Raw genomic sequence first — 25,168 nt, forward strand, 5'->3', positions numbered from 1 at the left:
CCGCCGTCCACTTGGCCACCACCGGGGGGTGCGGGGGTGTCGGGGGACGGCCCCCGCCGGCCCGCCCGGGGGCGGGCGCGGGCGCGCCGGCGGCCGGCAGCGGCGACTGGATATCGTTCTCGTTCTTTTCGGCGCTCGCCCAGAACTACACCGGCATCACACCGGTCTCGGTCGCCGCGGGGATGCTGGTGGGCGCCAGGCTGGTGATCTCCGTCGGCTGGGCGCTGGTCGTCTTCGCCGCCGTCATGTCGGCGATACAGCCGCAGCTCGAGCGGATTGCCCGTCGCAACGCGCCACGGGACGCCGACTGAAGCCCCGCAGTCGTCCCGCCGCTCGTGGCGGCCTGCACAGAACGCCCACTACGACGTGGCGCTGCAGCTCCTCGAGCACGGCGCCGATGCGACCGCGACCGAGTCGGGCTGGACGCCGTTGCACCAGTTCGTCTGGACCCGCCGCCCGAACCGGCACTACAACAACCCGGCCCGCTTCCCCCCCCGACCGGGGACGACGGCATCTTGACATCATAAAGCTATGGCATCATGATGATGCAATGAGGACGACATTGACTCTTGACGACGATGTGGCGGACTTCTTGAAGGAACAGAGCCGCCTGCGGGGCAGGCCGTTCAAGCAGGTGGTGAACGAGGTCCTGCGGCGAGGCATGGTGTCCGGCCTGCGAGGAACGGAACCGCCCAGGTTCCGGGTCGAGCCCAATCGCAGCGGGCTCGTCCCGGGTGTGGATCCGTTGCGGCTCAACCAGCTCAACGATCAACTGGAGGTGGAAGACTTCGCCGGGGAGAGCGGACAGTGATCGTGCCGGATACCAATCTGCTGGTCTATGCCTACAACGACGGTGCGCCGCATCACGAGGCAGCCAGACGCTGGTGGGAGGACTTGATCAACGGCGCGGAGAGAGTCGGCCTCCCCTGGATGGTCTCGACCGGTTTCGTACGACTCATGACCCATCCACGGGTGCTGAGATCGCCCGTCTCGCCGGTCGACGCCATCGCACACGTCAGGGACTGGTTTCGGTACGCCCATGTCTCGCCGATCAACGCCGGCGCCGAGCACCTGACGCACGTGCAGCGGAATCTCGAGGCCGCCGGCGTCGGCGCCAATCTCGTGACGGACGCCCATATCGCGGCGCTGGCGATGGAGTATCAGGCGGAGGTCCACTCGAACGATTCCGACTTCAGCCGGTTTCCCGGCCTCCGGTGGCGGAACCCGCTGTGACCGGCGGCGCCGGGAGGCGCGCCGTTGCCACATCCCGGTGCCCGAATTCGCCCCGAGAGTGAGTTGTGCGAGTCCGCCGCGCTACAGCATCAAACTGGGTGTGCTCGACGTCGAGCCAGCGGCCGAACTTGTAGCCGACGTCCTTCAGCACGCCTACCGTTGTGAAGCCGAGCGCGCGCTGCAAGGCCAGGCTGGCCTCGACCTCGGTGCAGGTTCCGCCGATCAGGCTGCGATGACCGAGTGATCGCGCGCGTTCGATCAGGTCCGCCAGCAGTGCCCGCCCGACGCCGCAGCGATGCCGCTCCGGGTGGACGTAGACCGATCCCTCGACCGAACGACGGTACGCCTCGCGCGGCCGCCACGGCGACAGGTATGCGAATCCGGCGGGGTCGCTGTCGAGCTCCGCGACGGTCACCGGGTGGATGTCGGTCCGGTCGCGAAACCACACCGCGTAGTCTTCCGGCGTCCGCGGTTCGAGATGGAACGTACAGGTCGACGTCGCGATGTAGTGGTTCATGACCTTCGTGATGAAGGGGAGGTCCGCCGCGGCGGCGCGTCGAATGGTGATCATCGCGGCTACCATGGTCATCTCTACGGCTGTCCGGTTGCAACTGTCGCGTCCGTCGTTCATCTCGATCCAGCCGCAGCTCGAATCGCACCGCGCGCCGTAACGCAGGACAGGAAGCCGATTGACGACGCGTGTCGTGTCGAACACGCCGGGAGGCCGGCTGCCGTCGCGTCTTCTGCACCGCCCATGCGAGCTCCCGCCTCCGTGCTACCATCCGCGGCGCAGCGACATGTCGCGAATAGCACGGCAATATGTTCGCGGGTCGACCCGAGGGCCGCTCCGGGCGGCGTGGCGCGCTTTGCAGATCGCCGTCCCCGTCGGGGTCGTCGTCGTCCCGTTCGCGTACGCAATCACCGGCGTGCACAACGACGTGCTGTTGGCGGCCGGCTGCGGTCTTGCGGTCGGTGTCGGGCTCAGCCTGCGCATGCGCGAGCGCATCGGGCGTTCCGCGGGCATCCTGGTCGGTGCGGTCGCCGGGATGACCGCGGCCCTGCTTGCCGGTCTGGTTCCGGGGAACGGCGTCATGTGGATCGTGCCGCCGCTCGTGGCGCTCGCCGTCGGGCTCGCCGACGGGCTCGGGACGTCCCGGCTGCGGGGGTACCGGGACGCGGTCGTCGAGACGCTCGCGATGTCCACCCTGATCGGCGTCGGCCTGCTGCCCGCACTGGGCGTCGGCGGTCTTCTGTCGTGCGTCCTGGTCACACCGCCGACCGCGCTCATCGCCGGCGCTCTCACCGCCGGTCGCGCAGCGCAGCGATCGGTGCGACCGCTCCTGCTCCTGACGCTCGGCTCGGTCGCGGTCGTGGCGTTCGCAGTGGACGGCGTCGTGCGCGAAGGGCTTCGCGGCGGTCGACTTCACGCCGAAGCGCTCCTGAACGCCGCGTTGAGCGTGCCGCTCGCCATGATCGGGATCCCAATCGGCGTTTTCCTGGCCGCCCGCGCCGTCGCGGTCTGGCTCCAGCCACGTCTCCAGATATACCGGCAACTCGCCGAGTATCTGCGCGTCATGTGGATCCCGATCGGCGGCTTCGCCATCGGGTATCTGGCGATCATTGTCGTGTTCGCCGGATTCGCCGGCATGCTGGCCCGCTTCCGTTCCGGCGCGTTCTCAGGCGCCGAGGACGCCGGCATCGGCGAGTGGATCGCCTTCGCGTTCTTCCGGGCGCTGGCCCAGGACTATCCCGGCATCGTTCCCGTCTCGCCCGCCGCCTGGCTGCTCGTCGGCGTGCAGGTGATCCTGGCCGTGGGCTGGGCGCTGGTCGTCTTCGCGGCCGTGATGTCGTCCATTCAGCCACGGCTCGAGCGGATCGCCAGACAGGCCCTGCAGTCGACCGGAAAGTGAGCCTCCGCGGCGGTCGCGGTCGCAGTCGCGGGCGCCGCGTGCCGTCGTCGAACCGCCCCGCCCGAACGCGTCACGCCGCCTCACGCCGGAGCACGGCCGGACCAAGTACGACGATCTTCGTATTGACAAATCTACGAAACATTTCGTATCTTAGGAATCTACGAACTACTTCGTAGATTGACCATGACCGCCCGCCGACGACCGACCGACGCCGAGCTCGCCATCCTGCGCGTCCTGTGGGCGCAGGGGCCGAGCACGGTCCGGGAGGTCGCGGAAGAGATGGGGCGGGAGAGCGCCTACACGACGGTGCTGAAGCTGCTGCAGATCATGATCGACAAGGGCCTGGTGCGTCGGGACGAGTCCTCGCGCACGCATGTCTACCGCGCGGCCCGCTCCGAGCGCGCGACCCAGCGGCAGCTCGTGCGGGATCTGGCCGACCGCGCCTTCGGCGGCTCGGCGGCGAGACTGGTGATGCAGGCGCTGGCCGCGAAGAGGGCGTCGCCCGAGGAGCTCGCCGAGATCCGCCGGTGGCTGGCGGAACAGGATACGAGCGCGTGATTCGGGTCGGCAGCGACAAGCGGATCGAGTTCGAGCGCGAGGGAAAACGGGAGGGAGCGCCATGAGAGACTGGATCGAGATCACCGGTTGGACGCTGCTGCACTTCGTGTGGCAGGGAGCCCTCCTCGGCCTGGCCGTCGCGGGCGTCCTGTGGCTCTGCCGGCGCCGGTCGGCGAACGCCCGCTACGCGGTCGCCTCCGGCGGTCTGGTGGCGTTGCTCGCCGCGCCCGTGTTGACCGCGGCGGTCCTGTGGCAGGCGGCGCGTACGGTCGAGCCGCTCCAGGCGGCGGACCGGTCGGCGGCCCGCGAGCCGGGCAATCGTTCGCCGGGAGGCCACGCGCTCGTCGCCCGCGACTCGCTGGGCGCCCTCCCCGCACGCCTCGCCGCGGCGCTGCCGGGGGTCGTGGCCGTGTGGCTCGCCGGGGTTTCTCTGCTGCTGGTGCGGACGGGCGGCGGACTGTGGCGGGTGCACCGGCTCCACGAGGCCGGACTTGCGGCGCCGGCCTCGCGCTGGCAGGAGGCGGCGGCGCGGCTGGCGTCACGCCTCGGCCTCGTGAACGCGGTTCGGGTCGTGGAGTCGCGCCTCGTCGGCACGCCCACCGTCGTCGGTTGGATGCGCCCGATCATTCTGCTTCCGGTCGCCGCGCTCGCCAATCTCACACCGGCGCAGGTCGAGGCGATCCTCGCGCACGAGCTGGCTCACATCCGCCGGCACGACTACCTCGTCAACCTGCTGCAGTCGCTGGGGGAGACGGTTCTCTTCTATCACCCGGCCGTCTGGTGGGTGTCGGGACGTATCCGGGCCGAGCGCGAGAACTGCTGCGACGACGTCGCGCTCGTGGTGAGCGGCGACCGCGTCGGCTACGCCTCGGCCCTCGCGGCGCTGGAGGAGTGGCGCGGGCGCGAGACGGCGCCGGCGCTCGGGGTGACCGACGGCCCGCTGAGTGGACGAGTGCGACGGATTCTGGATCGGCCGCTCGACACTCGGCCGCGCTCCCGCGGTCGGATGGCGGCATGGACCGCGGCGCTGTTGCTGTGCGCCGGGATTGGCACGGCCGTGTGGCCGCGACAAGGTACGACCCACGCCACGCAGGTCGCCGGAGCGGGAACGGTGCAGGGAGCGCAGACGACTCCTGGAGCCGCGGCGGTCGATTGGCGGGCCTCCGAAACGGAGCATTTCGAGATCCGTTACGGCGCTGCCCTCTCCGATGACATCGATCGCATCGAGGCGGCGGCCGAGCGCGCATACCGGCGGGTGAGCGAACGCCTGGGTGATGATCTGCCGTTCAGGGTGCCGCTGATCCTCTTCGCGACGCGCGAGGACTTCGAGCGGCAGGACCTCGCGCCGGGCGCCAACCTGACCGGGATCGCCTCGTTCTCGGAACCGGTCGGGAACCGGATCGCCGTGCTCGTCGAGGAGTGGGGCGACGATCCGGTTGCCCGCATCTCCTACGAGCTGACGCATATCTTCGCCTTCGAGGCGGTCCCGCGTGCCGACCCCGGCGTCGGCGTTCCCCTCTGGGCCGACGAGGACTAGCGCCGTTCAGGTCGAGGCGGGGAGGAAGTGTCGCAGGCGCGCCGTGGTCCCGGATCTGTCCAGCCGACTGGCTCTCACCAGTCGGCTGGGGAAGGAGCGATCCGCACCGCGTAGTCGGGCCAGCAGGCCTCGGCATGGTGGGGATCGTCCAGGGTCCACGCGGCGAAGGGGTCGTGCGTCAGTTCCTCGTCGAAGCCCCCGAGAGCCCGGCTGCCGCCGGACGCCGCCGGCGCCGCCGCCGGTGGATCCAGCGTGCGGGCGATGCTGTCCCGGACGTCTTCCAGGTGCAGGCGCGTCGCGCGATCCGAAGCTCGCGCCAGCGCGGCGCCGGCGGTGCGGTCGACCGCCCGCAGCTCGCCCCGCAGGAACGGCCGCGCGTCGCCGCCGGCCGGCCGTCGCCCATTGAGCTGGCCGTCGATCAGATCGAGATAGACCCGCTGCACGTTGCGCCGCCACGCGTCGATGCGGACTTGCGGGGCGTCGAGCTCTCCCCACAGACCGGCCCGCAGGTCGGCCAGGAAGTCGGTGGCGGCGTACGCGGCCTCGCCGTCTATCGCTTCCTGCTCGACGAGTCGTCGGATGCGGCCGGCGCTCAACAGGGAACGGAGCACGCGGGCCTGGCCGGCACGGATTCGTGCCAGGGCGCCAGCGGGCTCGATGCGGCGCAGGATCTCGGGGTCGATCAGGAACATCGGCGTCGTGAACGCGTGGTCGTTGAGGAACGCGAGCGCCGCGGCCTGCGTCTCGCGCGGGATCGTCGTGAAGCGTACGCCGTCCTGGCCGATGTGCTTCTGCTGCGAACGTACGCCGCCGACGACCGCCGCAACGTGGTTCATCTCCAGGGCCCACTGGCCGACGAGCCGGCCGTACAGCCCGTCGAGGTCGTCGTACGGGTCGCCCGCCGCCGCTTCGGTGGCGGTCGCATCCAGCAGCATGGCTGCCACCCGCTTCAGGTTCTTCAAGCCCAGCGCGGTGGACTCCACCGCGTCGGCGTCGCCGACGGCCTCGGTCAACTGTCCCGGGTCGGCGTTCTGCGCCCCGGGGGTGGAGAAGCGGTACCAGGGTGTGTCGTCCTGCTCGCGCGCCCACGCGTCCAGCGTCGACTTCTCGTCGTCCGGGCTCGCGGCGTCCGGGATGGGCGCGTAGCCCCACTTCGTGGCCCAGACGTCGTACGGTCCGATCTTCGGGATCAGATCCTCCACCGCGATGCCGTCCTCGGGCTGCGCGACGTAGTTGAACCGGGAGTAGTCCATCAGGGTGGGCGTGTGGCTCATCGTCCGGACCCAGTCCGGGTCGCGCACCTTCTCCGGCGGGTAGAGGGAGCTGGCCTTCATGTTGTGCTGGAAGCCGAGGGTGTGTCCCACCTCGTGGGCGGCCACGTAGGCCAACAGGTCGCCCATCAGCTCGTCGGGGAGCGGCAGGGTGCGCGCCCGCGGATCGAGTGGTCCCACCTGGACGAAGTACCAGTCGCGCACCAGGTTCATGACGTTGTGGTGGAACTGGATGTCGGCCTCCAGGATCTCGCCGGTGCGCGGGTCGTGGACGTGCGGCCCGGAGGCGTTCTCGACCGTCGACGGCAGCCAGCGGATGACCGAGTTGCGTGCGTCCTCCGCGCTCCAGTCCGGGTCCTCGTCCGGTGTCGGGGCCTCGCGGGCGACGACGGCGTTGCTGAACCCAGCCGCCTCGAACGCCGGTTGCCACGCCTCGACGCCCTGCCTGATGTAGGGCACCCATTTGGCCGGCGTCGCCGGGTCGATCCAGTAGGTGATCGGCTTCACCGGATCGGAGACCGCAGCCTCCGGATTCCGCTTCTCCAGGCGCCAGCGGGTGATGTAGCGGCGGCGGGGCGCGCGGTGCTCGTCGCGGCCGTAGTCGATCTGCCGAACGGAGAAGTACCCGACCCGCTCGTCGAACAGCCGCGGCTGCATCGGCTTCTCCGGCAGCTTCACCATGCTGTAGTGCAGCAGCACGGTGGCGCTGCCGGGCCGCATCCCGCGCCGGCGGAAGGGGGTGCGCGCCCGGCTCTGGCCGGCGGACGGCGGCGGCAGGGTATAGGTGTGCGTGGTCCGCACCTCGATGTTCTCCGGGAAGGCGGTCACGCTCTCGACGAAGGACCGGTCGCGCGCGAACCCGCGTGCCTGCAGCCGCGATCGCGCGCTGAACTCGGGGACCTCCCGGTTGAAGAGCCTCGTCACGTCGATGACCGGCGCGCCGTCCTCGGCGAACGCCTCGATGTCGAAGGCCCCGATGATGGAATCGTTGTTGGCGGCCGCGACGGCGCGCGCGATGGGCTGCCCGGCATCGGCCACGATCGCATGGGAGACGCTCTTCAGCAGCACGCGATTGCCGCGGCGTTCCCACTTCACGACCCGGTTGCCGAGCGCCTGGCCCCCGTGGCCGACCCCCTCGGTCGTGCGCGCGATCTGGCTGACCCAGAGGAACTCGCGGCCCAGCTCGGCCTCCGGGATCTCGTAGAAGACCTTGTCGTCGAGGCGGTGGACGGTGAACACCCCCGCGTCGCTCTCCGCCTCGTCGGTGATCACCTCGTCGTACGGCTTGATCCCGTTGCTGCTGCGGCGCCCGCGACGAGCAGGAACCTCGCCGTCGGCGGCGGCGGCATCGGATTCCGCCGTCTCGGCCGGTTCCGGCTCCGGCGGCGATGGCGGGTCTTGCGCGACCGAGACTCCGGGGGAGGTCCAGCAGAACAGGAGCAGCAGAACGGTCGCGGCTGACAGGGGAAGTCGAGCGGGCGCCATCAGGAAACCTCCTCAGGGTGGACAGGAACACCGCCGGTGCGCGGCGAGACTGTCACGATACACGACAGGAGAGGAGGAGACATCCATCGTCGATGCGCATCTTCGCGCGTGTCGTGTGTGGTCTGAATACACCACGCGGTGGGTCGACGACTGCTGCTTGGTCCGAACAGGCGCAATTCGGAGCACCGCGTCCGCAGGGCTACTTTGCCGCGGCCAGCGCGGTGAACGAGCCTTCGAGCGCCGACTCGGCCTCCAGAAGCGCCCCGCGCGTCGCTTCCAGCCATCCCCGGCTTGCATCCAGCCGCCCGCGGCCCTCCCGCAGCATGCGCCGCGTCTCCGCCGGCTGCGGACCGCCGAGCCCGCGCCGTCCGGCCACCATCTGCTCGGGATCGAGCGCCTCGCGAATCCGGTCGACGCCGACCGGCAGCGGCTCGCCGTAGGTCTCCTCGTAGACGTGCAGCAACTCCTCGGCGCTTAGCTCCTTGGGGCGCTTGCCGTGGGCGCGGCCGTACTCGGTGAGCTCGGACGCGTAGTGATGGCCCTCGCGGAAGGGGATGTCGGCGTGGCGAAGCAAGGTATCGGCGACCTCGGTCATGGTGGCGTAGTCCGCGTCCACCTCGGCCAGCGACCGCGCCGGGTCGACCTCGAGACCACCGACGACGGCTGCGTAGAGCCGGTACATCTCGCGCGCCTTCTCGGCGGTCTCGAGAATCTGGTCCGCGCCGCGGTAGTCGATCATGCCCGTCGACGTGTTGTGGGCGGTCAGGAACACGGTCTGGGCGTCGCCGAGCACGGTGCTGGCGACCTGCCGTAGCCGTTCGAGCGCGATCGGGTTGCGCTTCTGCGGCATGATGCTGCTGATCCCGGTCAGGGAACGGTCGAGCAGCAGCCACGGCGCGGGATCGTGGTACTGGACCTGCACGTCCTCGCTGAACTGGCCGACGGCGATCGCGGAGATCGCCAGGGACGAGGCGAGCTCCGTCTTGGAGTCGACGGACGAGATGTGGTTGGCGTCATAGGAGTTCTCCAGGACGCCGTCGAAGCCGAGCAGTTCCGCCAAGCGGTTGCGGTCGATGGGGAAGCCGGACGTGCCGAGGGCCGCCGCGCCGAGGGGACTGCGGTTGAGCCGCGCGTAAGCCTCTTCGAGGCGGCTGGCGTCGCGTTCGAGAGCCGCGGCGAAGGCCAGCAGGTAGTGGGCGAGGGAGGTGGGCTGGGCCTGCACGCCGTGCGTGTAGCCGGGAATGATGGTGCCGGTGTGCTCGTCTGCCAGCGCCAGCAACGCCTCGCGGGGCGCGAGCAGTGCTTCGTAGGTCGCGAGCAGCGCCTCGCGCAGCGAGAGCCGCCGGAACGTCGAGCCGATGTCCTGCCGGCTCCGGCCGGTGTGCAGCCGCGACGCGCCGCGGCCGGCCGCCTCGACCAGCCGTTCCTCGAAGACGAGGTAGTCGGACGATCGGCGAGAGCCCGGCGCGTCCTGCTCCGCGACGACCTGCGCGATGCCCGCGGCGATTGCCGCTCCGAGCGGTTCGGGAACGAGCCCGACCTCCGTCAGCATGACGATGGACGCCTTGTTGATCTGCCCGAGGTGGTGGAAGTCGTCGCGTTCGCCCTGCGCCGCTGCGCCGGCCGGGACGAGGGCGAGTGGGACGATGAACGCGGCGAGGCGGCAGATGCGTGGCATGGCGTCCTCCCTGGGATGCGGAGCGGGTCCGGTCTCGGAGGGATTGTACGCGCGGTCGTGGAGGAGGGAGCCGGCGGTCGGACGGAAGGCCGCGGGGCTCGGCCGGCCGCTCCTTCGCCCGGCGAGGGCCGGCGGGACCGGTAGCGACGCGCCTCAGATGATGTGGCCGGTCCAGCGGCCGGCGATGATCACCCCGGCCCAGAGCGCGAGCGACGCGCCGCCGGCGACGCGCGCGGCCCGGGGCAGTTCGTGCGCGGTGTCCCACGCGTCGATGCCGCGCCAGGTCCAGTAGTGGAAGACGGCCATGTTCACGAAGGCCAGCGGCAGGAGCAGGAACTTGATCTGGAACGCCGGGTTCTCGACGTACGCAGGGGCCCGTGTGGCGAACATGCCGAAGCCGGTGACCGCCGCCACCACGAACGCCGCCCAGGTCCAGGGGAGCAGCTTGCCCGCTATCTGGCTCACCGGGTAACGGAGTGCGGCGACGCCGAGCAGCCGCAGGTCCACCGTCATGATCGAGCCGACCACCAGACCGATGCCGATCACGTGGATCGACTCCAGCAGCGGGAACCACCACGTGAAGCCGATGTGCTGCGAGATGGGGTGGTCCTGCATCCACTGCCAGATCGACGGGTAGGCGGCCAGGTCCTCCCAGACGAACGGGACGGGGAAGGGATCGGTGATGTACTCCGAGTACGCGATCCAGCGCCCGCCGAGCAGTACGCCGATCCAGAGCAGGAGCGACACGGCCGCGATGATCCGGGCCGCGAGCAGCCGTTCGGCGGAATGCTCCCAGTAGCCGTGCTGCTTCCGGTTCATCCGGTAGACGGCGAACGCCAGCCCCACGGCCAGCAGCAGGCACGAGAACTTGAAGGTGGCGACCGGGTTGTAGAAGTAGCGGATGGGCCGCGCGAGGACGAAGATGAGCCCGGTGGCCGCGTTGACGGCCAGGGCGTACCAGGTCCACGGCAGCAGGCGCCGGATCATCTCGCTGACGTTCTGGTTCGGCAGCGCGACGCCCAGGAACTTCAGGTCCACCATCACGATGGAGCCGACCACCGCCGCGATCCCCATGATGTGGAACGACTGGGCGATCGGCGGCAGGCCGGGCACGTTGCCGAGCAGGTACACCATCCACTCGCGGGTCGGGCTCTCGGCTAGAGTCTGGGCCAGGAAGTCGCGCATGGGTCGGTCTTTCGTGGGTGCCGGAATCGGCGGCCGGTCGCGCCATCCTATACTAGCCAGAGCCTGGACGTGGCGAACAACGAATCAGCGTGGAGTATCCGATGCGCACTCAGTTCCTCGTGATTGCCGTTGCATGTGCCCTCGTCGCCGGATGCGGCGCCGAGCCGGAGCTGGAGCCGGCGGCCGCGATTCCGGAGGTCGAGCCCCCGGCGGCGCCGGCCGCGGCGGAGATGTTGCCGGACGTGATCGTCGCCGAGCGCGGCGGGTTCATTCCGGAAGGCGTCGAGTACGACATGATGAACGGGCGTCTGCTGACCGGGTCGCTCACCGAAGGGTCCGTCTTCCGCATTCACGCCGACGGTCGGGTCGAGGCGCTGGTGGAGGACGACGAGCTCGTTTCGTCCGTCGGCATCGAAGCGGACGAGCCGCGGAACCGGCTGCTGGTGGCCAACGCCGACCGTTCGGTCTTCCAGAGCGGGGGCGTCGGTCAGGCGAAGCTCGGCATCTACGAGCTCACCACCGGCGCGCGGGTCGCGATGATCGACTTGGCCGCGACCGTCGACGCCGGCGACGACGCCATGCACTTCGCCAACGACGTGGCGGTCACGGACAACGGCATGGCCTACGTCACGGACACGCGGATGAACGTCATCTACCGCGTCGACGCCGACCATGCGGCCAGCGTGTTCCACCGCTTCGACGACGGCGGGGCCGGTCCCAACGGCATCGTCCATCATCCCGGCGGGTATCTGCTCGTCGCGCGCGGCGCCACGCTGTGGAAGGTGCCGCTCGACGATCCCGGCGCCGCGGCGGAAGTGACCCTGCCCGAGGAGGTGCCGGGTCAGGACGGCATGGTGTGGACGGCGGGCCGCCTCGCCATCGTCAGCAACTCGGCGAACCGCGTGGTGGCGCTGACGAGCGACGACGATTGGGCCACCGCCAGCGTAGCCGGCGTGGCCAGCTACGAGGAGCAGGCGACGACTGCCGCCGTAGTCGGCGACGACGTCTACGTGGTGCATCCGCACTTCGGCGACGAGGATCCGCCGAGCTTCGAGCGCGTCACGTTCGAATAGCGGGCTCGTCGCCGCCGCGTCACGTGTGGTTTCGCACGTTCGTTCGATTCATGCATGGAGGGATGTCATGAAGCGCGTTCTGGTTCTCGGTACGGTCATCGTGGTCGGCGGGCTGTCGGCGGTCGTCAGCTCGGAACAGCAGTTGTCGCAGGCGGCGCTCGACGCCACGGTCATCGAGCACGTCAGGGACAACCTGTACGTCATCACAGGCTCGAGCCCGCTCGACCGAGCGGCGTTCAGCGGGGGCAACACCGGCGTCTACATCGGCGAGGAGGGCATCACGCTGGTCGACACCAAGCTGCCCGGCTGGGGTCAGGCCCTGATGGATCGCATTCGCACGGTCAGCGACAAGCCGGTCACGACGATCATCAACACGCATACTCACGGCGACCACGTCGGGAGCAACGCGTTCTTCCCCGAGTCGGTGCAGATCGTCGTGCAGGAGAACACCGAAGCGAACATGGTCCGGCTCGGCATGTTCGAGGGCGACACCGCGCACGGGATGCCGGACACGACCTACACGGACCGGCTGACCCTGGGTTCCGGGGCCGACCGCATCGAGCTCTACCACTTCGGACCCGGTCACACCAATGGCGACACGTTCATCCTCTATCCGGGGCTGCGGGTGCTGCAGATGGGCGACATGTTCCCGTGGCGGGACGCGCCGTTCCTCGATCGGAGCAACGGCGGCAGCGGTGTCTCGTTCCCCGCGACGCTCCAGGCGCTGATCGACAACGTGGACGGCTACGACACCGTCGTCCCGGGCCACATCCCGGTGACCACGCCGGAGTCGCTCCAGGAGTACCAGCGCTTCACCGCCGACCTGCTGGCGGCCGTGCGCGGGGCCATCGAGGCGGGGCAGAGCGCAGAGGAGGCCGCCGCCTCGATCGACCTGACCGGGCAGTACGAGGGTTATCGCACCGAGCGGATGGCCGCGGCCATCGCGGCGATCTACGAAGAACTCGGGCAGTAGGAAGGTCGTAGTGAACGCCGGCCGGCCGGGTCCTTACCCGCCGGTCGGCTTCGCTCCAGCGTCACCACGTCGCTGGTGTCTTCGCAACCTGGGCGTAGAGAGCACGTGCGGCTGACAGCGCAGCAAGCCGTCGCAGCTTCGCCGCAGGTTCGTCAGTCCGGCGACTCCGGCAGCGCGAACGCGATGTACTCGGAGCCGGACGGCGGCCCCATGCGGCCGCCGCCGGCCGCGATCACCACGAACTGCCGGCCGTCCACGGCATAGACCGCCGGGGTCGAGAAGCCGGCGGCCGGCAGGTCGGCCTGCCACAGCTCATCGCCGTTCCGGGTGGCGTGCGCGCGGATCCTGCGGTCCGGCGTCGCCGCGATGAAGATCAATCCTGACGCCGTCACCACCGGTCCGCCGTAGCTCTCCGAGCCCAGACCCTGTCCGACGGTCTGCGGGTAGTCGCCGAAGGGCACCTGCCAGTCGAAATCGCCGGTCGCCAGATCCACCGACGTCAGCGTTCCCCAGGGCGTCCGGTTGCCCGGCAGGCCGTCCTGATCCCGCAGCCAGGTGTAGCCGCCGAAAGCGTAGTCCACCTCGGTCGACGGCGGCAGGTCCTCTTCTTCCTCCGGGTTCCGGATGTAGCGGATAGCGGCGCGGATCTCGATCTCGTCCAGGTGGGCGAAGCCGGTCATCCGCCCCCGCCCGCTGCGCACCACGGCGTTGATCTCCCGCGCGGTCAACCGTTCGTCGATGTCGATCAGGCTGGGGCCGACCGCGTTCCCCGCGCGATCGGCGCCGTGGCAGGTGCCGCAGTGCTCGGCGTAGACAGCGGGCGCGCTGAAGCCGACCGGCACCTCGTAGAGCTGCAGGATGGCGCCGATCTCCGACGAATTGACGATCAGCCGGTTCGTGGCCGGGTCGAACGCCGAGCCGCCCCATTCCTGGCCGCCGTCGTAGCCCGGGTACATCATCGTTCCCTGCAGGCTGGGCGGCGCCCAGGGACGCTGATCGAGACGGTCCCAGATGGCGCTCACGAAGTCGATCGACTCCTGGCTGCGCGTCGTCATCTCGAAGCGTTGACGCGTCAGCGCGATCGACGACTCCGGTTGCGTCGTCACGACTACTTCCCCCGGTACGTCGCTCGGGTGGGCCGTCACGTCGCCGATGTCGTAGAGCGATTCGCCCGACTCGCGCTCGAACAGGAACAGGTGGCCCGACTTGCTGGTGAGCGCCACCGCGTCGATGGTCCGGCCGTCGCGTTCGAGCTGCACGAGGGTCGGCGGCGACGGCAGGTCGCGGTCCCAGACGTCGTGGCGGATGGTCTGGTAGTGCCAGCGGCGCTCGCCGGTGCGGACGTCGATGGCCAGCAGGCTGTTGGCGAACAAGTTGTCGCCGACGCGCGAGGCGCCGTAGAAGTCCGGCGTCGCCGAACCGGTCGGCGCGAACAGCAGGCCGCGCTCGGCGTCGAGCGCCATACCGGTCCAGGTGTTGGCGCCGCCGGCCACCTCGAGCGCGCCGTCCGCCCAGGTCTCCGAGCCCGGCTCGCCCGGCCGCGGGACGTTCTGGTGGCGCCAGACCAGCGCGCCGTCGATGGCGCTGTAGGCCGAGATGGCGCCCGGCAGCGCGCCGGCCGCCTCGCTCGTCGAGAACCCCATCACGATCAGGTCCTCGAACACGATGCCCGGCACCGTCACGCGAAGCGGGCCCTCGCCCTCCACGGTTGCCGAGAGGTCGACGACACCGTTTTCGCCGAAATCGATGACGGGCTGGCCCGCGGCCGGGTCGAGCGCGACCAGTGCGTCGTTGCCCGTGAAGAAGAGGCGCGCCGCCGTGCCGCTGTCGGTCTCACGTTCCCACCACATCAGTCCCCGTTGGGGCGCGCCCTCGATGCCCGGGTCGTAGCGCCACAGTTCCTCGCCGGTGGCGGCGTCCAGCGCGAAGGCGACGAGCCGCGGCGACAGTCCGTAGAGCACCCCGTCGACGACCAGCGGGCTCGTGTACATGGTCGAGTTGCCCGCCCGCAGCTCGCCGGAGTCGTAGGTCCAGGCGACCTCCAGTTCGGCGACGTTCTCGGGCGTTATCTGATCGAGCGGCGAGTAGTGCCGGCGGGCCACGTCGCCGAGGTAGGTGTCCCAGTCGGCGTTCTGCGCCTCGGAAACGGATCCGGACAGCGCGAGCAGGGTAAGCAGTATGGCGGTCGAGCGGCTGGAATGTGTCACGGCGACACTATGCCGCATCCGGCGCGGTCGTGTCGACATCCGGCGCGGCGTGGGGTTCCGCGCCGCGGAGGATGATGACGCGCCCAGACGAGATTCGTCTGCGCGAGATCCACGGTGCTATCCTGCCAGACCGGCCTCGAATGCGCTCGGGGACCGGCGCGGCAGAATACACATGAGGACACACACGATGCGGGTGAGGTGGAGCGTAGCGGTTTGTGCCATCCTGGCGGGCATGGCGATCCGATGCACCAGCGGGACCGCGGTCGGCGTCGGTCCGGGCGTTGCGCTGGATCTGGCCGAGCAGCGGGCCGCCACGATTTTCAACGTTCACTACGACATCCGATTCGTCGTTCCGGCAGAGCGCGGGCAACCGATCACGGGAAGCCTGACCACGTCGTTCACGCTCACCGAAACCGGTCCCGTGGTCTTCGACTTCGCCCAGCCCGCGGAGGGCGTCCACGCGGTCCGGGTCGCCGGCGAAACCGTCGACTTCGAGGCGCGCGACGAGCACGTCATCCTCGCGGCGGCAGCGACCTCGCCGGGACACAATGTCGTCGACCTCGAGTTCACGGCGGGAGACGGCTCGCTCAACCGCCAGGACGACTTCCTCTATGCCCTGTTCGTGCCGGACCGGGCGCGCGTCGCCTTTCCCCTCTTCGACCAGCCGAACCTGAAAGCGCGGTTCCGCCTGCAGCTCGATGTGCCGGCGGCGTGGCGCGCGGTGGCCAACGGTTCCCTCGCCTCCCGGGAGGAGCGCGGCGGCCGGGCGTTGCTCACCTTCACCGAGACCGAAGCGATCAGCAGCTATCTGTTCTCCTTCGCGGCGGGAGACTTCCAGGTGGAGGAAGCCGAGCGCGACGGGCGGCGGATGGCGATGTACCACCGCGAGACCGACCGCGAGCGCCTGGAGCGCAACGTCGGCCCCATCTTCGATCTGCACGCATCGGCCCTGGCCTGGCTCGAGGAGTACACCGGGATCCCGTTCCCGTTCGAGAAGTTCGACTTCGTGCTCGTCCCGGCCTTCCAGTACGGCGGCATGGAGCACCCGGGCGCCATCTTCTACCGGGCGGATTTGCTGCTGCTCGACGAGAGCGCCACCCAGCACGCGTACCTGGGGCGGGCCAGCCTCATCGCCCACGAGACCGCCCACCAGTGGTTCGGCGACCTCGTGACGATGACGTGGTTCGACGACGTGTGGATGAAGGAGACGTTCGCCAACTTCCTGGCGGCAAAGATCGTCAACCCGGCGTTTCCGGACGTGGACCACGATCTGCGGTTCCTGCTCGCGCACTTTCCGGCGGCGTACGGCGTCGACCGCACAGCCGGAGCCAACCCGATCCGCCAGCCGCTCGAGAACCTGAACGAGGCCGGGACGCTCTACGGAGCCATCATCTACCAGAAGGCCCCGATCGTCTTCGCCCACCTGGAGCGGCTGATCGGGGAGGACGCGCTGCGCGAGGGGTTGCGCGAGTACCTGGCCTCGCACGCCTACGCCAACGCGAGCTGGAGGGACCTGATCGCGATTCTCGACGGTCGTACGGCAGAGGACCTCGCCGCGTGGAGCCGGACGTGGGTGGAAGAGAGCGGGCGGCCGCGGGTGGAGGTGGCGCTGGAGACCGACGGCGACACGATCGCCAGGCTGGCGGTTCGTCAGTCGGACCCGACAGGGGCGGGACGCCTGTGGAACCAGCGACTCGACCTGCGGTTGGGTTACCGCGGTGGCGCCTCGAACGCGGAGGTGAGTGCCCTGGAGGTTCACTTGCGAGATGCCGAGGCAGTGGTCGCCGACGCGGCCGGCCTGCCTGCGCCCGACTACGTGCTCGCCAACGGCGGCGGCCTCGGCTACGGGCTGATGGTGCTGGGGGAGCGAACGCGGGACTACCTGCTCGCGGAGTTGCCCGGCATCGACGACGCCCTGACGCGGGCCATAGCCTGGATATCGCTGTGGGAGTCGCTTCTCGAAGGCGATGTGGAACCCGAAGCGCTCATCGAACTGGCGAGGCGGGCACTCCCCGCAGAGACGGACGAGCAGAACGTCTTCCGCATGCTCGGCTATCTCGACTCGGCGTACTGGCGCTACCTGACGCCGGAGCGGCGCGCGGCGCTGGCGCCGGCGATCGAGGACCTGCTGTGGCGCGGAACCGCGACGGCCGGGAGCCGCAGCCTGGCCGCTGCCTGGTTCGGCGCGTACCGCAACGTTGCGCTGTCGGCCGAGGCGGTCGCACGGCTCGAGCGCATCTGGAGAAAAGAGGAGGAAGTGCCCGGCGTGCCGCTCGCCGAGCGGGACTTCACCGCCATCGCCCAGGGCCTTGCGGTGCGGGGCGTGCAGGGCAGCGCCGGGATTCTCGCCGCGCAGCGCGACCGCATCGACAACCCGGATCGCCGCGCCGCGTTCGAGTTCGTCATGCCGGCGCTGTCGGCCGAGCCGGACGTGCGCGGCGCCTTCTTCGATTCACTTCGAGATCCCGTCAACCGGGCGCGCGAGCCGTGGGTTCTGACGGCGCTCCGGTTCTTGCATCATCCGCTGCGCGCGCGCGAGTCGGAGATCCATCTCCGACCGAGTCTCGACCTGCTGGAGGAGATCCAGCGCACCGGCGACATCTTCTTTCCCCTGAGCTGGCTCCAGACCACGCTCGACGGCCATCAGACCGCCACTGCCGCCGCCATCGTCGAGCAGTACCTGGCGGAGCGCCCGGACCTGGCGCCGCGGCTGCGCGCCAAGGCGCTGCAGGCGGCCGACGGGCTGCTGCGCGCCGCGCGGATGGTCGACGGTTCTCACTGAACCCGATGTCGGCCGGCCGACATCAGCCGTCCCAGCCACAGCGCGGCTGCGATGCCGGCGCCGCACTTGGCGAGCTCCAACAGCGTGTACGCCGCGTGGAGAACACCGAACGTGCCGACGGCCGGCGGCGGCGGGTCGCGCGGGACGAAGTCGATGCTGCGGCCGATGGCGAGAATCTGCGGCGTGATCGCGACGGTCAGGACGACCACCACGGCGAGCATCGCCAGGAGCATCCAGCGTAGCCGCACCGCCGCCGGCGAGCGCAATCCCCATACCAGCCAGAGCACCGCGCCGCCGAGGCCGAGCTGCGCGACGTTCCAGAGCTGAAAGAACAGCCTGTTGAGCTCCGACGACAGGTAACGCAGAACGTTCCGCGCTTCCTCCCGGCCGGCGCTATCGACGAATGCCGCGAATTCCGGGTGGCTCGGCCCGTCGAGCAGTCGGTCGATGGTGTAGAAGTTCTGCATCGCGACGATGCTGACGCATACCGTCCCCATCACCCAGATGCCGAGGCAGAACGTGGCCGCATACGTCTTCACGGGCGAACGATACATCACTGCGGCATGCCGCCGCATCGGGAACCGGACGGCCCCCGGCGCGCGCAGGTCGGATCGCGATGCGCAAGGGGCGCCGCGCCGCGTTCAGCGGCACAAGGTCCTAGAAGAACCGCAGCGAGTAACCCACCTTAACCCCACGGCCAATCTCGGGGGCCAGGTCCTTGATGAACGACATGTGGTTCCGGAACAGCGCGTTGGTGAGGTTGTATCCGGTGAACGACAGCACGTGCGCCATGTGCTGCCGCGGCCAGAGGTAGGACGCGTCCAGGTTCAGGATGGCGTATCCGGGCGTCGTCGTCTCGTCGCGGAACACCCGGCCCTGCCGCGCCGCGAACGTCACCTCCGGGCTCACCGTGAATGCCCCGTAGGGTATCTCGACGCTGAGCGTGGCGCGCAGGGGCGGGATGCGCGGCACCGCCTCGTTCGTCGACGTCAGCGTCGCGTTCACGTAGCCGATGCCGAGCGACGCCCAGGCCTGGCCGCCCAATCGCACGCTGCCCCGCGCGTCGAAGCCGACGAAACGGCTGTCGTCCTGAATGATGTCCAGCACCCGCAGGTTGTCGACGATCTCGAGGGTGTGATCCCCGAAGATGAAGTTCTCGATGTCGTAGACGTAGAAGTTCAGGTCGGTCCCGATGCGGCCGGACTGCCGCCGGAGGCCGATGTCGAGGCCGAGCGCCGTTTCGGCCTCCAGATCCGGGTTGCCGACCTCGAAGTTGCCCAGGTGCGGCCCGAAGTTGTAGAGCTCCTGCAGTGCCGGCACGCGGTGCGACTGCATGAGGTTGGCTACCAACTCGGTGGCGGCGCCGAGGTCGGCGTGCAGCCCCGCGGATGCCGACACGCCGAGAAACTGCCGGTCGCGCGGGTCGGGCGGTTCCAGGTGGTCCCCGTCCCCGGCGTCATGGCGGTGGCCGTGACCGTGGTCGTCTTCCCGGTCGTCGCGGCCGGGCAGGGGAACGCGTCCGGCGGTCTTGTAGCCGTTGCGCTCCGCGCGTCCGGCGAACTGCAGGCGGTAGCGCCCGAAGCTCACCTCCTCGTAGCCGAAGGCCGAGATCGTGCTCTGGTCGGTGCGCGGGGCCAGCGCCTCGGTGCCGGTCACGTCGAAGTCCCGGTACTTCAGCTCCGTGCCGAACCGTCCGGTGAAACGCCCGAGTTGCCCCTGGTAGAACAGGGTGCGCTTGATGTAGGTGCGGTTGCCGATCCGCGAATCCACGTTGTCGACGCCGCCCACCGTGTCGACATGGTCGTCCGTCACGTCGATGACGTGGAAACCGGTGCGCACGCCTTGCAGGAAATCGTTGTCCAGGTTGCGCAGTCCGAGGTCGAAACGGCCGACGCGGCGGCGCGAGGTGAGGTCGATTGAAGAATCGTCCCCGCCTCCGGCTTCCCGGGGCTCCGCATGCCCGTGAGCGTGCCCGTGGGCGTCCTCCGCAGTCCCGTGCGAATGGAATATGTCCTCGAACGGGAGACCGAAGCGGCTGTCCTCGAACGTGAGGGAGAGACTGGCGAAGGCCCGATCCCCGAAGTAGCCGAGCCCGGTGCGCGCATTGGTCAGTTCGGCGGCGGTGTTGAAGACGGGGCCTTCCGGCGTGTCGTAGTCACCCGTCCGGCGTTCGGCGCCGCTGCCCCAGAACAGCATGTTGCCTTGCGCGTGCTGCAGGTTGGCGTACGCTCCCGCTTGCCGGTTCGCGCTTCCGGTGTCGGCGCCGAGTTGCGCCCGCGTACCGTCGATCAGGGTTTCGCCGTAGCTCTCGGGGGGTGTTAGCAGGTTCCGGTACGCCGCGTGGGGGGTGATGATGTTGATGAGGCCCCCCACCACGCCGGAGCCGTAGAGCAGCGTGGCCGGCCCGCGCACGATCTCGATTCGCTCGGCGCTGTTCGGGTCGATGGTCATCCCGTGATGATCCGACGCGGCGGAGAGGTCGCCGGTCGGGAGGCCGTCCTCGATGATGAGCACCCGATCGCCGCCGAAGCCGCGGATGACCGGCCGGCTCGCGCCGGGACCGAAGCTCCGGTTCGCGATGCCGGGCTCGTCCTCGAGCGCTTCGGCGATGGTGCTGGGGGCCTCCCTGGCGATCGCGAACGAATCGACCGTGGTGACCGCGTTGAATGTCTGGAGCGTCGCCGCGGCGCCGACCGCCGCCGACGCGGTGACGGTGACCTCCTCGCGCACCGGCGACAGGCTCAGCTCGAAGTCGGCGATGGCCGTCTCGCCCGCCCCGATGCTCACCGTCTGCAAGCCGGCGGTGAGCTGCTCGCGCTGGGCGATGACGTCGTAGGTGCCGGCCGGCACGTTCGTGAACTCGAACGTCCCATCATCGGTGAACGTGAAGGCTCCGGTGCCGATGATGAGGATCAGCGCGCCGTCGACCGGGCCGCCGTTCTCCACCAAGGTCACCGTGCCGCGCACCGTGCCCGTCTCCTGCGCCTGGAGAGGCGATACCGTCGCCAGCGCCGCCATCGTCAGTGCGGCGAGCCGAATCCGGCGGCTCGGCTGCCGCGGCAGGGTTCCGTGTGAAGCACGCGCCGAGGGCTGGGTACGACGTCGTGGAGACGGGAGACTCCCGGCTCCATTCCTTCGAGCATACACGTATTGCGCAGCCTCCATCATGTGTATATTACGGCGGGCATTCCACATGGGAGTTGCTCCACGAGGCGGTCGTTTCCGGAGGTTGACGGATGAAGCCCACTCCCGAGATCGCTGCGCCGCAGGGCATCGGCAGCGAAGCACGCGGTCCCGCTCCCGAGTGCATCTCATGACGCACGGTCTGCGGATGCCGCCCGAGATCATGCGGGAGCTCGCCGGGTACGTCACCGAGATCCTGGTCGAGTGGAACCGGCGTCTGCCCGGTGAGCCGGCCTGGGACGGTGAGTTCAAGCAGGAGCTCATGGCCCGGTTGATGGAGGATCCTCCGGAGAGCGGCCGGGCGCCGCGCGCGGTGATCGATCGCGCCGTGCGGGACGTCCTGTCGCCGGCGATGCGTCATGAGCATCCGAGGGCCTTCGGGTTCGTGCCATCGGCGCCGACGTGGCCGGGCGTGCTCGCGGACTACCTGGTGACCGGCTTCAACATCAATGCGGCGACGTGGCTGTCGGCGAGCGGTCCGAGCCAGCTCGAAGCCGTCGTGCTCGACTGGTTCCGGCGCTGGCTGGGATATCCGGAGACGGCCGGCGGCGTGTTGACCAGCGGCGGTTCCGCGGCTGCCCTCGACGCTCTGGTTGCCGCCCGCGAGGCGGCCGGCAACCCGGCGCGGGCGACCGTGTACATGAGCGACCAGGGACACAGCGCCCAGGCCCGCGCCGCGCGCATCATCGGCATTCGGCCGGACCGCGTTCGCATACTCTCCACGGGTCCCGACTTCCGCCTCGATCCCGATACGCTGGCAGCGGCCGTCCAAACCGACCGGGCGGCGGGCTGCATGCCCATCGCGGTGTGCGCCGATGCCGGTTCCACCAGTACCGGCAGTGTCGATCCCTTGCGGCAGATTGCGGACTACTGCGCGTCGCAGGGCATCTGGATGCACGTGGACGCGGCCTACGGGGGGGCGGCGGTCATCACGGAGGCGGGCGCGCGCCTTCTGCGCGGCATCGAGCGCGCCGATTCCATCGGCATCGACCCGCACAAGTGGATGTTCCAGCCGTACGATACGGGTTGCCTGCTGGTGCGGGACGTCGCGACGCTCGAACGCGCGTTCGCGATCCACCATGACGTGCTGCAGGACTCCGTCTGGGGCGCCAACCACCCGAATCAGGCGGACCGCGGCCTGCAACTGAGCCGCCGCGACCGCGCCCTCAAGATCTGGATGTCGGTGCAGATCTTCGGCATGGCCGCATTCCGGGACGCGGTGGCGCAAGGCATCGAGCGGGCCGAGCGGGCGGCGCAGTTCGTCGCGGACAGTGCGATCCTGGAGCTGATGACGCCGGCATCGCTGGGTATCGTCTGCTTCCGGGTCAACCCCCGGGACGGCGCGACTCCGGAGGCGACGCTCCACCAGATCAACAAGACGATCCTCGCCCGCGTCTTCTGGGAGGAACGCGCGTTCCTGTCGTCGACGCTGCTTCGCAGGCGATTCGCACTCCGCCTGTGCGTCATCAACCACACGACGACCTGGGACGACGTCCACGAGACGCTGCAGACCATCGAGCGCTTCGGACGGGAAGCGCTCTGACGCGCGCCCGGAACGGGCCGGCTTCGCGCGGCCGACCGGTTCGAGTCCGGATGCGTCGGAACCTGCCGGGGCAGCCGCGCTTCGGTTACCATTGGCGGCGATGACGCGCCTCGGCTCGTGCATCCTGCTCGTCGCCGCCCTGTGCGCCGCGCATCCCGCGCGTTCGGCCGCACATCCCGCCCCGTTCAGCTTCGTCGACGTGCGGCTCGGCGCCGGCACGCTGGACGTCACGGTGGTGGCGCACGTCTGGGACGTCGCCTACGAGTTGGGCATCGACGATCCGGCCCTGGTGCTGAATCCCGACATTCTGCGGCCGCGGGGCGAACGGCTCGGAGCGCTGATCGGCGAGCGGTTGCGGCTGACCGTCGACGGCCGCTTTCTCGCGCTGGACGGGTGGTCGGCGCCGGCGATCCTGCGCGAACGGCAGTCGGTGCGGCTGCAGGCGCAGCTTCCGCTCGACGACGGGGTCGGCGCGGTGATCGTGTCGGCCAAGCTGTTCCCCTACGACCCGAGTCACCAGACTTTCCTCAACGTCTACGAGGACGCCGAGTTGACGACGCAGGCCATCCTCGGGGGCGGCGACACGGAGTACGAGTACTTCCTCGGCACGCGGCAGGGCGTCTGGGCGGTGCTGCAGAAGTTCGTGCCGTCGGGCGTGCACCACATCCTGATCGGGCCGGATCACCTGCTGTTCCTCATCGGCCTACTGCTGCTCGGCGGAAGCGTGAAGCAACTGCTGCTCGTGGTCACCGCCTTCACGGTCGCCCACAGCATCACGTTGTCGCTGGCGGTGCTCAACGTCGTGACGCCGCCGGCGCGCCTCGTGGAGCCGATCATCGCGCTGAGCATCGTCTACGTCGGCCTCGACAACCTGCTGGCGCGCGGCGGGCGCGACGTGCGTATCTGGATCGCGCTGGTGTTCGGACTGATTCACGGCTTCGGGTTCGCGAGCGTGCTGCGCGAGATGGGGTTGCCGAGCGGGGCGCTCGGCTGGTCGCTCTTTTCCTTCAACTTCGGAGTGGAGCTGGGGCAGCTCGCCGTCGTCCTGGTCGTCGCCGCGATCCTGTGGCGCATCCGGGAATACAGCGCGGTGGCCGGCCAGCGCATCGCGGTCGCGGGATCGATTGCCGTAGTCGCGGCCGGCGCGTTCTGGTTCGTGGAGCGGGTGTTCCTGTCGGGGGGAATGGCATGAGCGACGTCAGGTCGATGCGGTGGGGGCGTGAGATGAAGCGGGGGATTGTGCTCGTTTCTGCCGCGCGGATCGCCGGGGCGGCGGTCCGTCTCACCCCGGTCTGGGTGGCGGCGGCGGTGGCCTGCGCGGCCGCCGTCGAACCGGGCGTCGACAACCTGAAGGCGTCGTTCGCGGCGCAGATCGACAGCATCGGGTCGGTGAGCGGCGTCGCGCAGACCGGGGATACGTTGACGTTCACCCAGACGCGGGCGGACGGCACCGAGGTGCAGTGGCGGGTGGCGATCGATTCCGCGGTGATCGAGGAGCCGGCGGTCGACGGAGCACCGATCCAGGGGCACGTCGTCTCGTCGTGGTACGCCGACGGCGAGCTGATCGAACCGCTCGGGTCGATGTCGCGCCTCCCGGATGCGTTTCTCGAGGCAGGCATCGCTCAGGATTGCTGGGCCCTGTGGGACGCCGACGCCGGCCGCTGGGGCTGGACGTGAGTGCTCCTCTCTCTAATCCCGACGCCCCGGCGCGCGTGGATGTGCCCATGGCGCGGGACCTGTTCGACCGGCTGACCGGCCACGATGACGCGCCCAGGTGCCGCTACGACATGGCGACCGGCCGCGCCGAGTTCGTTGCGGCGCCGACGCTGTCGCACGAGTCGCGCGCCGCGACGATTGGCGAGCTGTTCCTCCGCATCCTGTTCGCCCTGGAGGAGGCCGGTTCGTCGATCGAGTTGAAGGTCTTGCGCTCCGGTCGCCTGTTGAGCGACGAGGGCGCGTTCGAGCCGGACGAAGGGTTGTTCGTCGGCGCGGCGAAGGTGGATGCGGCGGAGCGAATCGAAGGGTGGCTAGACGTCCGCGAGGGGCACCCGGCGCCGGATCTGGTGGTCGAGATCGACCGCAGCACCGACTCGAGCGACAAGCTCGTCCCCTACTTCCGCATGGGCGTGCGCGAAGCCTGGACCTGGAGCCGGCGCAAGGGGACCGCGATCTGGACCGCGGCGCCGGCGGCGCCGGAGGAGTTGGCGCGCGTGACCGCCAGCAAGGTGCTGCCCGGCGTGACGCAATCGGCACTCGAACGCGTGCTCGATGCCCGCTCCGGAGCGGATCGCCGGTACCACCTGCGGCGGCTCGCGAGAGAGGTCGCATCGAATATGCTCGCTCCCGGTACCGGCGGCGCGCGGGCCGCCGGACACGGAATCTGACTACAATCGGAGGTCCAAGATGAAGCTGGCGAAGTTGCACGGATACGGGTTGCGGATCATTCTCGTGGCGGCGATGGCGGCGGGCTCCTGGGCGGGCGGTGCGCTCGCGCACGAGGCGGAGAACCGGCCGGTCGCGGTCGAGGGGATCATCTCCTTTACCGAGGGC

General features: G+C 69.6%; 19 protein-coding genes. 12 read left to right on the forward strand and 7 right to left on the reverse strand.

The genetic code is table 11. The features are described from left to right. Nucleotides 1–550: 550 nt before the first annotated feature. Together F4X11_05190 and F4X11_05195 are read left to right on the forward strand one after the other, a co-directional pair. Nucleotides 551–811 carry an antitoxin gene (locus tag F4X11_05190; protein MYN64409.1) on the forward strand — a complete coding sequence of 87 codons (261 nt, stop codon included), beginning with the start codon at nt 551–553 and terminating at the stop codon, nt 809–811. Next, nucleotides 808–1,233 carry a type II toxin-antitoxin system VapC family toxin gene (locus F4X11_05195; GenBank protein ID MYN64410.1) on the forward strand — a complete coding sequence of 142 codons (426 nt, stop codon included), beginning with the start codon at nt 808–810 and terminating at the stop codon, nt 1,231–1,233. The genes F4X11_05190 and F4X11_05195 overlap by 4 nt, the downstream gene beginning before the upstream one ends. Here F4X11_05195 and F4X11_05200 read toward each other — a convergent pair. After that, the gene (locus tag F4X11_05200) at nt 1,193–1,804 is read right to left on the reverse strand and encodes an N-acetyltransferase family protein (protein MYN64411.1); all 612 of its coding nucleotides are present in this window, start codon (nt 1,802–1,804) and stop codon (nt 1,193–1,195) included. The genes F4X11_05195 and F4X11_05200 overlap by 41 nt on opposite strands. A 295-nt stretch (nt 1,805–2,099) precedes the next feature. Between F4X11_05200 and F4X11_05205 the strand changes: the two genes are divergently transcribed. The 3 genes from F4X11_05205 to F4X11_05215 all read left to right on the forward strand — a co-directional run bounded on the left by F4X11_05205 (nt 2,100) and on the right by F4X11_05215 (nt 5,238). Then, nucleotides 2,100–3,143: a hypothetical protein gene (locus F4X11_05205; protein ID MYN64412.1), complete on the forward strand. Its 1,044-nt coding sequence runs from the start codon at nt 2,100–2,102 to the stop codon at nt 3,141–3,143. Between the two features lie 183 nt (nt 3,144–3,326). Further along, on the forward strand, nt 3,327–3,701 hold the full coding sequence (locus F4X11_05210; GenBank protein MYN64413.1) for a BlaI/MecI/CopY family transcriptional regulator: 375 nt from the start codon (nt 3,327–3,329) through the stop codon (nt 3,699–3,701). A 61-nt stretch (nt 3,702–3,762) separates the two neighbouring features. Beyond that, a complete protein-coding gene (locus F4X11_05215) occupies nt 3,763–5,238 on the forward strand; it encodes a M56 family metallopeptidase (GenBank protein ID MYN64414.1) in 1,476 nt (491 codons plus the stop codon). A 74-nt stretch (nt 5,239–5,312) separates the two neighbouring features. On the opposite strand, the gene F4X11_05220 is transcribed toward F4X11_05215, so the two are convergent. The 3 genes from F4X11_05220 to F4X11_05230 form a co-directional block, all read right to left on the reverse strand. Continuing rightward, nucleotides 5,313–7,994, reverse strand: coding sequence for a zinc-dependent metalloprotease (locus F4X11_05220; protein ID MYN64415.1), 2,682 nt, complete (start codon nt 7,992–7,994; stop codon nt 5,313–5,315). A 199-nt stretch (nt 7,995–8,193) separates the two neighbouring features. Further along, the gene (locus F4X11_05225) at nt 8,194–9,672 is read right to left on the reverse strand and encodes an argininosuccinate lyase (protein MYN64416.1); all 1,479 of its coding nucleotides are present in this window, start codon (nt 9,670–9,672) and stop codon (nt 8,194–8,196) included. Between the two features lie 153 nt (nt 9,673–9,825). Beyond that, on the reverse strand, nt 9,826–10,857 hold the full coding sequence (locus F4X11_05230; protein MYN64417.1) for a hypothetical protein: 1,032 nt from the start codon (nt 10,855–10,857) through the stop codon (nt 9,826–9,828). 101 nt (nt 10,858–10,958) lie between these two features. On the opposite strand from F4X11_05230, the gene F4X11_05235 reads away from it, so the two are divergent. Both F4X11_05235 and F4X11_05240 read left to right on the forward strand, forming a co-directional pair. Then, nucleotides 10,959–11,930 carry an SMP-30/gluconolactonase/LRE family protein gene (locus F4X11_05235; protein MYN64418.1) on the forward strand — a complete coding sequence of 324 codons (972 nt, stop codon included), beginning with the start codon at nt 10,959–10,961 and terminating at the stop codon, nt 11,928–11,930. A 67-nt stretch (nt 11,931–11,997) separates the two neighbouring features. Beyond that, a complete protein-coding gene (locus tag F4X11_05240; protein ID MYN64419.1) occupies nt 11,998–12,903 on the forward strand; it encodes an MBL fold metallo-hydrolase in 906 nt (301 codons plus the stop codon). Nucleotides 12,904–13,055: 152 nt separating this feature from the next. Here F4X11_05240 and F4X11_05245 read toward each other — a convergent pair whose 3' ends face one another. After that, a complete protein-coding gene (locus F4X11_05245) occupies nt 13,056–15,149 on the reverse strand; it encodes a PQQ-binding-like beta-propeller repeat protein (GenBank protein MYN64420.1) in 2,094 nt (697 codons plus the stop codon). Between the two features lie 193 nt (nt 15,150–15,342). Here F4X11_05245 and F4X11_05250 point away from each other — a divergent pair, with 193 nt between their 5' ends. Next, the gene (locus F4X11_05250) at nt 15,343–17,892 is read left to right on the forward strand and encodes an aminopeptidase (protein MYN64421.1); all 2,550 of its coding nucleotides are present in this window, start codon (nt 15,343–15,345) and stop codon (nt 17,890–17,892) included. Here the strand turns inward: F4X11_05250 and F4X11_05255 are convergent. After that, entirely contained in the window at nt 17,886–18,446 is a 561-nt protein-coding gene (locus tag F4X11_05255) for a hypothetical protein (GenBank protein ID MYN64422.1), read from the reverse strand. The genes F4X11_05250 and F4X11_05255 overlap by 7 nt on opposite strands. 103 nt (nt 18,447–18,549) lie before the next feature. Continuing rightward, a complete protein-coding gene (locus F4X11_05260) occupies nt 18,550–21,339 on the reverse strand; it encodes a TonB-dependent receptor (protein MYN64423.1) in 2,790 nt (929 codons plus the stop codon). Between F4X11_05260 and F4X11_05265 the strand changes: the two genes are divergently transcribed. The 4 genes from F4X11_05265 to F4X11_05280 all read left to right on the forward strand — a co-directional run bounded on the left by F4X11_05265 (nt 20,795) and on the right by F4X11_05280 (nt 25,002). Further along, complete coding sequence (locus F4X11_05265; GenBank protein MYN64424.1) at nt 20,795–22,618, forward strand: aminotransferase class I/II-fold pyridoxal phosphate-dependent enzyme; 1,824 nt, start codon at nt 20,795–20,797, stop codon at nt 22,616–22,618. The two genes, F4X11_05260 and F4X11_05265, sit on opposite strands and share 545 nt — an antisense overlap. A gap of 100 nt (nt 22,619–22,718) precedes the next feature. Then, a complete protein-coding gene (locus F4X11_05270) occupies nt 22,719–23,810 on the forward strand; it encodes a HupE/UreJ family protein (GenBank protein MYN64425.1) in 1,092 nt (363 codons plus the stop codon). Continuing rightward, the gene (locus F4X11_05275; protein MYN64426.1) at nt 23,807–24,295 is read left to right on the forward strand and encodes a hypothetical protein; all 489 of its coding nucleotides are present in this window, start codon (nt 23,807–23,809) and stop codon (nt 24,293–24,295) included. The genes F4X11_05270 and F4X11_05275 overlap by 4 nt, the downstream gene beginning before the upstream one ends. A gap of 47 nt (nt 24,296–24,342) precedes the next feature. Further along, nucleotides 24,343–25,002: a hypothetical protein gene (locus tag F4X11_05280; GenBank protein MYN64427.1), complete on the forward strand. Its 660-nt coding sequence runs from the start codon at nt 24,343–24,345 to the stop codon at nt 25,000–25,002. The last annotated feature ends 166 nt before the right edge of the window (nt 25,003–25,168 follow it).

This window comes from Acidobacteriota bacterium (assembly GCA_009861545.1).
In the GTDB taxonomy this organism is placed as follows: Bacteria; Acidobacteriota; Vicinamibacteria; order Vicinamibacterales; family UBA8438; genus WTFV01.